9 protein-coding genes are annotated in these 12,414 nt (G+C 63.7%); 5 read left to right on the forward strand and 4 right to left on the reverse strand.

Going from position 1 to position 12,414, the window contains the following annotated elements:
• Positions 1-4: 4 nt before the first annotated feature.
• Positions 5-658 (forward strand): tRNA (5-methylaminomethyl-2-thiouridine)(34)-methyltransferase MnmC2, encoded by a 654-nt coding sequence (mnmC2, locus tag AC27GT_RS12230; protein ID WP_487224220.1) that lies wholly within the window; start codon positions 5-7, stop codon positions 656-658.
• On the opposite strand, the gene AC27GT_RS12235 is transcribed toward mnmC2, so the two are convergent.
• On the reverse strand, positions 567-1,748 hold the full coding sequence (locus tag AC27GT_RS12235) for a polysaccharide deacetylase family protein (protein WP_487224221.1): 1,182 nt from the start codon (positions 1,746-1,748) through the stop codon (positions 567-569). The genes mnmC2 and AC27GT_RS12235 overlap by 92 nt on opposite strands.
• Entirely contained in the window at positions 1,739-2,905 is a 1,167-nt protein-coding gene (locus AC27GT_RS12240; protein ID WP_487224222.1) for an MFS transporter, read from the reverse strand. The genes AC27GT_RS12235 and AC27GT_RS12240 overlap by 10 nt, the downstream gene beginning before the upstream one ends.
• A gap of 14 nt (positions 2,906-2,919) precedes the next feature.
• Here AC27GT_RS12240 and AC27GT_RS12245 point away from each other — a divergent pair, with 14 nt between their 5' ends.
• Positions 2,920-3,603 (forward strand): glycosyltransferase family 2 protein, encoded by a 684-nt coding sequence (locus tag AC27GT_RS12245; protein WP_487224223.1) that lies wholly within the window; start codon positions 2,920-2,922, stop codon positions 3,601-3,603.
• Here the strand turns inward: AC27GT_RS12245 and AC27GT_RS12250 are convergent.
• Together AC27GT_RS12250 and AC27GT_RS12255 are read right to left on the reverse strand one after the other, a co-directional pair.
• Positions 3,542-4,753 (reverse strand): glycosyltransferase family 4 protein, encoded by a 1,212-nt coding sequence (locus AC27GT_RS12250; RefSeq protein WP_487224224.1) that lies wholly within the window; start codon positions 4,751-4,753, stop codon positions 3,542-3,544. The two genes, AC27GT_RS12245 and AC27GT_RS12250, sit on opposite strands and share 62 nt — an antisense overlap.
• 6 nt (positions 4,754-4,759) lie before the next feature.
• Complete coding sequence (locus AC27GT_RS12255) at positions 4,760-5,926, reverse strand: lipid-A-disaccharide synthase-related protein (protein WP_487224225.1); 1,167 nt, start codon at positions 5,924-5,926, stop codon at positions 4,760-4,762.
• A gap of 144 nt (positions 5,927-6,070) precedes the next feature.
• Between AC27GT_RS12255 and AC27GT_RS12260 the strand changes: the two genes are divergently transcribed.
• From AC27GT_RS12260 to AC27GT_RS12270, 3 genes are all read left to right on the forward strand, one after another.
• Positions 6,071-6,916, forward strand: a complete 846-nt coding sequence (locus AC27GT_RS12260; protein ID WP_487224226.1) for a DegV family protein — start codon at positions 6,071-6,073, stop codon at positions 6,914-6,916.
• 54 nt (positions 6,917-6,970) lie between these two features.
• A complete protein-coding gene (mfd, locus tag AC27GT_RS12265; RefSeq protein WP_487224227.1) occupies positions 6,971-9,907 on the forward strand; it encodes a transcription-repair coupling factor in 2,937 nt (978 codons plus the stop codon).
• Between the two features lie 214 nt (positions 9,908-10,121).
• Positions 10,122-12,413 (forward strand): 3-hydroxyacyl-CoA dehydrogenase/enoyl-CoA hydratase family protein, encoded by a 2,292-nt coding sequence (locus tag AC27GT_RS12270; protein ID WP_487224228.1) that lies wholly within the window; start codon positions 10,122-10,124, stop codon positions 12,411-12,413.
• Position 12,414 lies beyond the last annotated feature (1 nt).

Below are 12,414 nucleotides of genomic sequence, written 5' to 3' on the forward strand. Positions count from 1 at the left end.
GGGAGTGGAGCTTATCCTCACCCAGGATGGAACCCCCACCCTCTTCCACCCAGGGTACGGGGAGGCCTACCATCCCCGGCAGGGAGCCTTGCTCCAGGCCAGGCGGCTTTACCTGGAGAAGACCCTCACCCATCTGCATCCCGCTCCAAGGGTCCTCGAGGTGGGCCTGGGGCTTTTGGTGAACTTCCGCGTGACCCTGGAAAGCACCCTGGGCCGGGGGGTGTACCTTCGCTATTGGGCCATGGAACGGGAGCCGCTACCCCGGGAGGTGCTCGCGCGGGTGCGCCTTCCTCTTCCCAGGGCCGAGGAAGTGTTTGCGGAAATCCTTAAGGGCTGGCCTGATGCCAGCTTCGTGGGGCCTTGGGGTGAGCTTCGCATTTTCTTCGGGGAGGTGGAAACTTTGGCGCTTCCCCAGGACTGGGCAACGGCGGTTTACCTGGATCCCTTCAGCCCTCGGGTGAACCCGGGGCCTTGGTCCTTGCCTGTTCTAAAGGGGCTTCACCGGGCTTTGCGGCGTGGGGGAAGGCTTGCCACCTACTCCGCTCAAGGGGTTTTCCGCCGGGCCCTCAAGGAGGCGGGGTTTGCCCTTCACCGGGTGCCTGGGGTGGGGAAGCGGGAGTGGACGGTGGGAATCGCCTTAAAACCTCCTCCCGGCTGAGGTAGGTCAGCTCGGCCCAGGAGCGGTCGGGCTTGGGCAGCTCCCCCCGGTACAGCCAAAGGAACCAGGCGCTGCTCAGGGTGGCCGCGAGACGAGGCCAAGGGGGAAGGGGATGGGTGTGGAAACCAAAGAGCCTGGCCCCCTGGGCCAGGTAGCTGTAGCCGTAGACCAAGCGCACCTCGGGGTCTTGAGCCACCCGTTCCGCCACCTTCTTGAGGCTTTGTCGCACGTATCGGATGGCCTCGAGGGGGGAGAGTTCCATGCTCCGCTGGCTTTCCAGATGGAGCTCCAGGGCAGGGGTGCCCCGGGGTAGCCCGGGTAGATCGGGCCCAGGGAAAGGCTTCTTCTCCACCCGGAAGAGGTCGAAGGGACCGTATCCCGCCCGGGCCACCCGGTGCTTGGCGTTGTACCGTTCCTCAAATCCCTGGAGCCCCCGGATAAGGGCGAGCCTCGGGGTGAGGGGTAAGGGGGCGAGGCCGTCCAGGGTGACGGGTTGGTATCCCAGCCGTAGCATCTCGGGAACCACCCGCTCCAGGAGCCTGAGGGTGCGCTCCGGCCCATCGTGGAGGAGGACGATGGACCCTGGGCGCAGGTAGTAAAGAAGCCTTTCCGCCAGGGCCTCAGGGGGAAGGTCCAGCCAGTCCTTGCTTTCCAGGTCCCACAGGGCGATGCGCTTGCCCAGGAGGCGGGCAAAGAGGCGGGTAAAAGGGGTGTGGAGTCCATGGGGAGGCCGATAGTAGCGCCCGGGGTTCCGGCGCATGTGCTCCCACTCCACCCAGGGCAGGAAAAGCCTCCAGGCCTGGTGCCACTCCCCGTGGTCCTCCACCTGGTGGCCTTCGCGCTTGATGGCCTCCACCAGGTCCGGCCGGGCCTTGGCCCGTTCCCCGGTCAGGAAGAAGGTGGCCTTGACCCCGTGCTGGCGCAAAAGCTCCAAGAGGGTTTCCGTCCTCTCCGAGGGGCCGTCGTCGAAGGTCAGGGCCACCTTGGGGGTGCGCCTCGAGGCGTGGGCATAGGCTCCGAGGCCCAGAAAGCGAAAGAGGAGGTCGGAAAGCCCATAGAGTAGGAGGATCAAGCCCAGGATCAGTTCCACCGCATCCTCCAGAACAGAACCGTGTAAAAGAGGCTGAGAAGCAAAAAGGTGGCGCTACCTGCGAGAAAGGGTGCCTTTATGCCCAAGGTTTCCCATAAAAGACCTCCCACCGCAGGTCCCAAGGCCACCCCCAGCCCTTCCACGGTCATCAGCCCTCCCCATACGGCCGCCCGGTTTTCCTCGGGGAGGTTTCTGGCCAGAAAGCCATTCCACCCAGGGAGGAACAGGCTGAAGCCCAGGCCGCCCAAGGCAGCCAGCAGGGCCAGTTCGCCCGGGCTAGGGGTAAAGGCCAGGCGGGCCATCACCAGGGCCAAAAGGAGAAGCCCGCTCACCAGGGCGAAGCGGTAGCCCCTCCGGTCCACTTGCCGGCCGGTGAAGGGCAAAAGGCCGAAGGCCAGGCCTCCCCCCAAAAGGAGAAGCCCTCCCAGGGCAATGGGCTCGAGGGCCAGCTCCTCCTTGGCGTAGCGGAGGATGAAGAGGGAAACCAAGGCGGGAGCGAAGGTCTGACCGAACCCTGCAGGCAGGAAAAAGAGAAGCCGCTTAAGGGGATAGGGTTCCCGTGCCTTTTGGGGAATGGGGATGCGAAAGGGGAAGAGGCTTAGGGCAAGGAGGAGGGTGACACCCTGGGCGGCAAGGAGCAGGGTGAGGGCGGCCTCGGGTTCTTTTTGGGCCACCTGCCCCACCCCCACCAGGCCGATGCCCACCCAGGGCATCACCAGGGTGAGGGTAAAGGATAGGGCCCGTGCTTCTCGCCCGGGCACGGCGATGCGGCTCGCCAGGGTCATGAGCCCAGGGTAGAGGGTGGACATGGTGAGACCCCAGAGGATGGCGAGCCCCCAAAGAAGCCAGCCGGCGTGGGCCTTGGGAGTGAGGAGGAGAGCTAGAAGGCCAATGAAGGCTGCTAGGGTGACCGTGCGGCCGAACCCCACTCTTTCTGCCAGGAGCCCTCCGAAGGTTTTGGAGAGGTTCTCGGAGAGCTGGTGAAGGGTGAAGGCCAGGGTGAAGGTGGCGGGGCCAAGCCCCAGGTGCTCGGGAGCGTAGAAGGGGAGAAGACCTGCGAAATAGCCGCTTCGTACCCCCTCCATGAGGCCTACAGCTAGGACCAGGCGCAGGAATACGAAAAGTCCCTCCCTGGCCCATGGCAGATAGCGAAACACGCTAAAGTATACCCGTGCGCATCAGCGTGGTGATTCCCGCCCACAACGAGGAGGCTTTTTTGCCCAAGGCCTTGCAGGCGGTTTTGACGCAGACGCTGCCGCCTTTTGAGGTGATTGTGGTGGACAATGCCTCCACCGACCGCACCCGGGAGGTGGCGGAGGGATTTGGCGTGCGGGTGGTGTACTGTCCCCGGAAGGGGGTAGCCTACGCCCGCCAGGCGGGGCTTCTGGCTGCCCGTGGGGAGTGGGTGGCCATGACCGATGCCGACTCCATCCCCCTTCCCACCTGGCTTCAGACCCTAGCCCGGCATGGGGAAGGGGCGGTGGCCCTCTACGGTCCGTTGCGGTTCTATGGGGTTTCTCCCTGGACGGCTTTTGTTTCCGAGTGGGGCTACCGGGCTTTCCTGAACCTCATGGCCTTCTTGGGAAAGCCCAACCTGGCCGGGGCCAACATGATGTTTTTGCGGGAAGCCGCTCTGGAGGTGGGAGGATTTCCCGAGGTGGAGGCCCGGGAGGACGTGCTTTTGGGCTGGAGGCTTAAGCGGGTGGGAAAGGTGCGGTATGTGCCCGAGGCGTTGGTCCTCACCTCGCCCAGGAGGTTAAAGGGCGGGTGGGGGAGGTTTTTGGCCCAGCAGGTTAAAAACCTCCTGGGTGATCCTCGAGGCTACTTCGGGGAAGGCGGGGGAAGGGAAAGATGAGCCTCCGGGGTTCCACCCGCAGGATCTCGTTGGCTTCGTCGTATACGGCTACGATTTTTTCGGCGATCCGCTCCGCAGAGCGTTCCATGGCCCAGGCTCGGGCCTCGAGGCTGAAGCGCCGGCGCTTCTCCTCGTCTTTCAGAAGCTCCAAGGCCCTGGCTGCCAGGGCTTGGAAGTCCTTTGGAGCCACCAGGTACCCGGTCTGGCCGTCCACTACCCCCTCCAGTACCCCTTCTGCCCCCACGGCCACCACCGGCACCCCCATGGCCTGGGCCTCCCAGATCACCAGCCCCTGGGTTTCCGTTTCGCTGGCGAAGAGGAAGAGCTCCGCCATCCGGTAGTAGCCCCCGATGTACCGGTAGGGCACCGTGCCCAAGAAACGAACCCGATCCGCAATGCCCAGGGTTTCCGCCAGACGCTTCAAGGCTTCCAGCTCCGGTCCTTCCCCAATGTGCACCAGGAAAACATCCTCCTCCCGGGCCAACTCGGCCACAGCTTTCAAAACCACATCAAAGGACTTTTCCTTCCCGAGCCGGCCCACGGTGATGAGGCGCCTTTTGCCCTCGGGCCAGGGGGAGGGGGAGGGAAGGGGTGCTTCTTCCAGGATACGGTTGTCAATACCCGTGGGAATAACCCGTATGGGCCTTTGGATGCCGTAGCCCTCTGCCAGCCGCTTTACGGGTTCCGTGGGGGCGATGACCACCTCCACCCGGTTGTAAAAAGCCTTGGCAAGCCTGGGGATGATTCCTGTGTATTTGTCTAAGACGGCGAGACCTGGCACGTAGTGGGCGTACTTTTCGTAATGGGTGTGGAAGGTGGATACGTGGGGGAGCTCTTTATTGCGCGCGATCCTGAGGCCCCACACGCCCAGGGTTAGGGGGGTGTGAGTATGAATGATCTCAAACTCCGTGGGCAAATGGCGGGAGGAGGGCAGGGCAATCTGCTGTCCCTCGTAAAAGGGATAGGGCACGGAAGGAACCCGGACCACGCCTTCTTCGCGCTCAGGGGCTTCGGGATGGTGGGGAGCCACCACCCAGGCCTCGTGCCCCATGCGCCTAAGCTCCCTAAGGAGGAGGTAAACGCTGGTGGTTACCCCGTTGGGGTTGGGGAAGTAGACATCGGTGAAGAGGCCTATACGGTAGAGGCGCATGCGGTTCTAGCTTATCCTAAACTCTTTTTCTAAGCAGCTTCGGATGTGCCTCGCAGCACCCGGGATGCCTCCGGGTGGGCCAATGCGGGATTTCCCAGCTCGGCTGGCTTGGGTATAGACCTCCTTGCTGTGCAAAAGGAGCAGACCCTCGGCGGCTATTCGGTGGGGATCGGGCTGGACGAGGCGGAGGGCCGGGCCTAAGAGCCTTTTTTGCCGCCGCGCAAAGGCCCGGGTGTACTGAGGACCCGGGGTGGGGAAGCTTATGACCGGGATGCCTAGTCCCGCCGCTTGCTCGCTGGCGGTTCCCGCTGTGGACAAAGCGATCGCGCTACGGTGGAGGATGGCTGAGAAAGACCCCTGGAGAATCCAAGCGGTTTTGCCTTCCTTAGAAAGGCAAAGCGCACCAGGGCCTTCTTCCTGGCGGTGCCAACCGGGCAGAGGTGGAAGGGACTCCCAGCTCTTAGCCCAGGCTACCGCTGGGGTTAAAGGGATGTGGAGGCTTGCTTCCAGCATAAGGGGGAGGCTGAATCGCTCGTCCCCTCTGGTGCCCGGAAGTAAAGCCAAGAGGGGGCCATCGCCCAATAGGGGGGCTAGGTCGCGCTCTGGCGGCGGTAAGAGATCCATGGCAAAACTGCCGTACCAGTAGGCGTGGCGGACCCCCAAATGTCTAAGGCGTTCCAGGCTCTTTTGGTCCCGAACAAAGACCGCCCTCACCGCGCGGTGCAAAAAGCGTTCATATGGGGTGAAGTCGCTTCCTCCCCAGTCCAAAAGGAGCTCCCACAAGGGGGTTCCCTCGAGGTAATACGCGGAAACCAGGGGGTTAATGTGGTAGACGGGGCTTCCCTTGGCTCCCCAAAGACCAACCGTTAGGGCGTAAGCGTCACCTACGACAACCACTGCATCCACGTGGGAGGAGCGGGCAGCCTGCCATTGCTTTAGGGTCATGGTGAGGAAGCCTGCCTTAAGGTCCGCGAAGAGATTCTGCCAACTACCAAAAATGAACCCTCCTGAAGGCATCTCCTGACGTGGCCCAAGGATTTCCCGGGCGATGCCCTCGTAGGCCTTTCCTTTGCCCACCAGGGGTAGGGCCAGGATCTCATGGCCTAGCTCCTGGGCGATCCGCGCCCCGATGGCGTCCTCTGTGGGACCGTTGGACACAAAGAGGACTCTCATGGTAGTAGCACGATTTGAGCCCAGGACCATAGCAGGGTGGTGGGAAAGCTTCTGGGTGGGCTGTAGGTGAAAGAACGCGTGTTGGCGACCATACGCAAAACCCACCGGCCATTATAGCCAAGGTCTTCTTTTACCCGGTATAAGATGGGGTACGTGGAACTGGGTCTGGTGACCGATACCGCAGCGGACCTGTCCCCGCGGGTCCTGGAGGAGGAGGCGGTGGGCCTGGTGCCCATCTACGTCCACCTGGGGGGCAGGAGGTACAAGGACTGGCGGGAGCTCACCCCGGATGCCCTCTATCAGGCCATACGGGCAGGGGCCGAGCCCGTGACCGAGCCTCCAGGGGTGGAGGACTTTGCCGAGGTTTACGAGCGCTACCTCCAGATTTATGACCGCGTTCTTTCCCTGCATGTTTCCGGGGAGCTCTCCAAAACCGTGGACAGGGCCCGGGAAGCAGCCTTGAAGGTGGCTCCCACCCGCATCCGGGTGGTGGACTCGGGCATGGTATCCGCTGGGCTTGGGGCCATGGTGCTGAGGGCGGTGGAGATGCTGAGGAAGGGAGCGGAGGAGGAGGCTGTGGTGCGGGAGTGGGAGAGGCTTAAGCATTCCAGCCTCTACTTCAGCGTGGCGGATTTATCCCACTTGGCACGGAACGGCCGGCTTCCACGGTTCGGCGAGGTGGTGGGTAACCTTCTGGGCCTTCGCCCCATTTTGCGCATAGAGAAGGGGCATATCCGGTTTCTCAAGGTGGCCAGGGAGGGTGTGGTGCCCGAGGTTCTTGCCCGGCTGGTCCTCGAGGAGCTTCAAGGAAAACCGGCCCGCATCACCATTGCCCACACCGATGCCAAGAGCGAGTGGATTGAAGGCTTGAAGAAGAGCTTGGAGGGCGCTTTGCGCCTGGAAAAGGGGCGCATCACGCGAAGCGGAGCCACCATCGCCGCCAACGTGGGTCTTGGGGCCATAGCCATCCATGCGTACTCGATAGAATAGGCCAAGGGTGCCCCCTCCGGCTCCCGGGTCAGAGGGGGCGGATGTTTCTTGCCCATGGAGATCGCCCTGGAACGGTATTACGGGCACCGCCTGGCCCTGCCCCAGGTGGTGGCGGCCTTGATTTTTGCCCGGGAGAGGCCCCCGGCCCTCCTTCTAGCCCCAGAGGAGCGCTTGAGGCGCTACCGGGACCTCCTGGCCTTTGGCGTGCCGGTTTACGTGAATCCCGGCCTCGAGGCCTGGGAGGAGCGGGCCCTCTTCGTGATGAGTTACGAGGAGGCCCTCGCTCCCTTTCCTGAGGACCCCTCCGCCTGGCGGCTCGTTTTGGAGGTGGGCCGAAGCTATCCTCGAAGGGAGCTCCTGGACCGCCTCCTGCGCATGGGGTACGCCCGGGATGAGGATTACCGGGTGCTGGGGGAGGTGCTGGAGCTTGGCGGGGTGCGGCTGGAGTTCTTTGGGGAAGAGCTAGAGAGGCTTTTGGTGGAGGGAGAGGAACGCAGGCGGCACATCCTTCTACCCAAGCCGGGCAAGGCCGAAGCCTTTACCTCCAGAAAACTCCTCCACTTTCCTGGCCCCGTGTACCTGGACACCCCAGCCCTGGCCCCCAAGGAGGTCTGGTCCCTTTTAAGGGGGCGTCAGGTGGTGGCCCTGGGGAGCGGGGTGGAGCTTCCTCCCTTGGACCTGGGGGTGAGACCGCTTCCCCCGTACAGGGGAAGCCTTAAATCCCTGGAAAAGGACCTTGCCCGCTGGCTTGGGGAGGGGAGGCGGGTTAGCCTCTTCGTGGCCCACGAGCGCACCCTGGACTACCTGAAAAGGCGGCTTGCCCCCTTCCGTCCCCAGGTACCCGAGCGGTTTCCGGGTCCCAAAGGCCAGCTTTCCCTTTTCAGGGGAGCCTTCGAGGGAGGGGCGGAGTGGGGGGAGGAGGTTTTCCTCACCGAGGCCTTGGTCTTTGCCACCGGTGCGGTGCGGGCCAGGTTGCGGGTCGGGGAGGGGCTTACCGACCCCGGGGCTCTCTCCCCTGGGGATTTCCTCATCCACCCCGACCACGGCGTGGGCCAGTACCTGGGCTTGGAAACCCGGGAGGTCCTGGGGGTTAGGCGGGACTACCTGGTCCTCCGCTACAAGGGGGAGGGGAAGCTTTACCTTCCGGTGGAGCAGCTGCCCCTTCTCAGGCGCCATCCCGGCACCACAGATGACCCTCCGGAACTTTCTTCCCTGGGCAAAGGGGAGTGGCAGCGGCTTAAGGAGAAGGCCAGGAAGGATGTGGAGGAGCTGGCGGCACGGCTTCTCATCCTTCAGGCCAAGCGGAAGGCTACCCCGGGCCGGGCCTTTCCTCCCTTGCCGGAGTGGGATCCCCTTATCGAGAGGGGCTTCCCCTACGAGCTCACTCCGGACCAAAAACAGGCCCTGGAGGAGGTTCTGCGGGACCTCGAGGCTCCTTTCCCCATGGACCGGCTCATCTCCGGGGACGTGGGCTTTGGCAAGACGGAGATTGCCCTCCGGGCTGCCCACCGGGTGGTGGGGCACGGGGCCCAGGTGGCCTTTTTGGTGCCCACCACCCTTTTGGCGGAGCAGCATGGCAAGACCTTCCGGGAGCGGTTTGCCGGGCTTCCCGTGCGCATCGGGGTGCTTTCCCGCTTTACCCCCGAGAAGGAGGAGAAGTCCATCCTGGAGGGCTTGGAAAAGGGCACCCTGGACATCGTCATCGGCACCCACCGCCTTCTCCAGCCCGACGTGCGTTTTAAGGATCTCGGGCTTTTGATTGTGGACGAGGAGCACCGCTTCGGGGTGGCGCAGAAGGAGCGGATCCGCGAGCTGAAGGCCGAAGTGGATACCCTTTACCTCTCGGCCACGCCCATCCCCCGTACCCTTTATTCCGCCCTGGTGGGCCTGAAGGACCTATCCAGCATCAAAACCCCACCGCCAGGCCGGAAGCCTATTCGCACCTTCCTGGCTCCCTTTGACCCCCTTCTGGTTCGGGAGGCCATCCTTTTTGAGCTGGAAAGGGGAGGCAAGGTGTTTTATGTGCACGACCGGGTGGCCTCCATCGAGGCGAGGAGGCGCTACCTGGAAAACCTGGTGCCCGAAGCCCGCATCGGGGTGGTCCACGGCCAGATGCCCGAAGGCCTGGTGGAGGAGACCATGCTCCTCTTCGCCGAGGGAGCTTACGATGTCCTTCTGGCCACCACCATCATCGAGTCGGGCCTGGACGTGGGCGAGGCCAACACCATCCTCATCGAGCGGGCTGACCGTCTGGGCCTCGCCACCTTGTACCAGCTCCGGGGCCGGGTGGGGCGGCGGGAGCAGGAGGCCTACGCCTATCTCTTCCATCCTCCCCGGCTCACCGAGGCGGCGGAAAAGCGCCTCAACGCCATCGCTGATCTTTCCGACCTGGGAAGCGGCCATCTCCTGGCGGAGAAGGACATGGAAATCCGCGGCGTGGGGAATCTCCTGGGCCCTGAGCAACACGGGCATATCCGGGCCCTCTCCCTCGAGGTCTACAGCGAGCTTCTGGAGGAGGCCATTCGCAAGCTCAAGGGCGAGGCCAAGGAGGAGAGAAGGCACGTTACCCTGGACCTGGGAGTTTCCGCCCGGCTTCCTGCGGAGTACGTGCCGAGCCTCGAGGGCCGTAGCCGCTACTACGGCCGTCTGGCCGAGGCCCGGAGCCTGGCGGAGGTTTCCCGCATCGCCAGGGAGCTCAAGGACCGGTATGGCCCCCTTCCCGAGGAGGCGGAAAACTTCCTGGCCCTTGCCCGGCTCCGCCTGGTGGCGGAGCGGAAGGGGGTGGTCTCCATCACGGAGGACCTTGCCCACCTCCAGGTCATCTTTCCCCGCTGGCCCCTGGACTATGACGCCAAGGCTTTGAGGCAACTTCCCTTCCGGGTCGAGCTTACCCAGTATCCCCCGGGCTTTCGCCTGGAGAAAAAGGGCTTAAAGCCCCGGGACTACCCCGAGGCTTTGCTCCAGGCCCTGTACTTGTTTGCCGATGCCTAGGGGTTTGGGATCAGGTTGAAAAGCTTGAGCCTTAGTACCAGTTCTGCCTGGGTCAGGGTGTACTGGACTCGTTCCCCGCTTAGGCTTAGGCTAAGCCTGGCACCCACGCGGAACCGATTGTTTTAGAGGGGGTTGAAGGCTTGAGTGTCAAACGTCCGGTTTGACAAGCCCGCTAAACCTGCCGTAAACTTTGACTCAGTATAAGGAGGTGGCCATGATCAAGAAGGTAGGCGTGGTGGGCGCGGGAACCATGGGGAGCGGGATTGCCGCTTTGGTGGTAAGCGCCGGGATCCCGGTGGTCCTTTTGGACATCCCGGGCAGGGAGGACCGCAACGAGCTGGCCAAAAGGGGCCTGGAGAGGGCCTTGAAGGCCAAGCCCGCAGCCTTCATGGACCCTGATCTGGCCCGCTATGTGGAAATCGGCAACACCGAGGACCACCTGGAGAGGCTTGCGGACTGCGACTGGGTGGTGGAGGCCATCATCGAGAAGCCCGAGCCCAAGCGAGCCCTTTACGAGCGACTGGAGGCCATCCTAAAACCCACGGCCATCATCAGCTCCAACACCAGCGGGATCCCCATGCGGGTGCTTTTGGAAGGCCGATCGGAGGCCTTTCGCCGCCGCTTCTTGGGCACCCACTTCTTCAACCCGCCCCGCTACCTGCACCTCTTGGAGCTGATCCCCACCCCTGAAACCGACCCGGAGGTCCTAGAGGAAGTCCGCCGCTTCGGCGAGCGCATCCTGGGCAAGGGCACGGTCCTGGCCAAGGACTCCCCAGGCTTCATCGCCAACCGGCTTGGGGTCTACGGCATGGTGCAGGCGGTGCGCCTTATGGAAAAGCACGGTCTCAGCATTGACGAGGTGGATGCCCTCACGGGGCCCCTTCTGGGCCGTTCCAACTCCGCCACCTTCCGCACTGCCGACCTCACGGGGTTGGATGTGCTGAAGCTGGTTACCGAGGAGCTGGCCCAGGCCACCGGGGAGGACTTCGCCCTGCCGGACTGGGTCCTGCGCCTGGTGGAGGAAGGCCGGCTTGGGGAGAAATCGGGTGCGGGGTTTTACAAACGGGTAAACGGGGAGATCTACACCCTGGATTACCGCACCCTAGAGTACGTGCCCCGGGCCAAGGTGGACCTCCCGGAGCTTAAGGCCCTTCGGGACCTGCCCCTGGCGGAAAGGCTTCCCAAGGTGGTGGAGCTTCCCGGCAAGTACGGGGCCTTCCTCAGGGAGCTTTTCGCCCGCACCGCCCACTACACCTTGGAGAAGGCTTCCGAGATCGCCTACGACCTGGTTTCCGTGGACCAGGCCCTGGAGTGGGGCTTCGGCTGGGAGGAAGGGCCCTTCAAGAACATGGATGCCCTGGGCCACGGGCGCCTCGAGGCCCTTTTCGTGGAGCACGGCCTTCCCAAGCCCGAGCTTTTGGGCAAGGCCCAGGGGGCCTTCTACCGAAACGGTACCTACCTGGGTTTTGACGGGGCCTACCACCCCTTGCCCAAACGGGAAGGGGTTATTTCCCTGAAAGCCCTCAAGTCCGAGGGCAAGACCCTGCTGGAGGGCAAGGAGGCGGCCCTGCTGGACCTCGGGGATGGGGTGGCCCTTTTGGAGTTCCGCACCAAGATGAACGCCATCGGGGAGGGTGTGATCCGCATGCTCCAGAAGAGCCTGGAGTATGTGGAGGAAAAGGGCTATGTGGGCCTGGTCATCGGCAACGAGGACCCGAGGGCCTTCTCCGCCGGGGCCAACCTGGCCTTGATCCTCTCCCTGGCCCAGGAAGGGGACTGGGACGAGCTTTCCCTGGCGGTGCGGCAGTTCCAGAAGGCTTCCATGTCCTTGCGCTATAGCCCCTTCCCAGTGGTGGTGGCCCCCTTCGGCCTGACCCTGGGGGGCGGGGCGGAGTTTACCTTGCATGCGGATAGCGTCCAGGCCAATGCGGAGCTTTACATGGGCTTGGTGGAGGCCGGGGTGGGGCTTTTGCCCGCTGGGGGGGGCACCAAGGAAGTGCTCCTCCGGTTTACCCAGGAGCTCGAGCCCTACGAGGAGGCGGATCCCTTCGAGGGGGTGAAGCGGGCCTTCAACCTCATCGCCTTGGCCAAGACCTCCACCAGTGCCCTCGAGGCCCGCAAGATGGGCTTCTTGAGGGACCGGGACCGGATCAGCATGAACCGGGATTTCCTCATCGCTGACGCCAAGCGGCGGGTTCTGGAGCTGGCCCCGGACTACCGCCCGCCCCTTCCCCCCAGGATCCGCGTCCTGGGTAGCGAGGCCCTGGGCAACCTGCGCTATGCGGTTTGGGCCTTCCGGGAGGCAGGGGAGATCACGGACCACGACATGCGAATCGGCCTGGAGATCGCCCAGGTGCTCACGGGTGGGGAAGGCCCGGCGCGGGAGGTTTCCGAATGGGACCTTCTGGATTTGGAACGGGAGGCCTTCTTGAAGCTCCTCGGCACCCGGAAGACCCAGGAGCGGATCGCCTACACCTTGAAGACGGGCAAGCCCCTTAGGAACTAAA

This window comes from Thermus sp. KWY1 (genome assembly GCF_057547025.1).

Excerpts from the sequence above, each read along its gene's own strand:
- AC27GT_RS12260 (WP_487224226.1), top strand. The coding sequence starts at position 6,071 with ATGGGGTACGTGGAACTGGGTCTGGTGACCGATACCGCAGCGGACCTG.
- mfd (WP_487224227.1), top strand. The coding sequence starts at position 6,971 with ATGGAGATCGCCCTGGAACGGTATTACGGGCACCGCCTGGCCCTGCCC.
- AC27GT_RS12255 (WP_487224225.1), bottom strand. The coding sequence starts at position 5,926 with ATGAGAGTCCTCTTTGTGTCCAACGGTCCCACAGAGGACGCCATCGGG.
- AC27GT_RS12270 (WP_487224228.1), top strand. The coding sequence starts at position 10,122 with ATGATCAAGAAGGTAGGCGTGGTGGGCGCGGGAACCATGGGGAGCGGG.
- AC27GT_RS12250 (WP_487224224.1), bottom strand. The coding sequence starts at position 4,753 with ATGCGCCTCTACCGTATAGGCCTCTTCACCGATGTCTACTTCCCCAAC.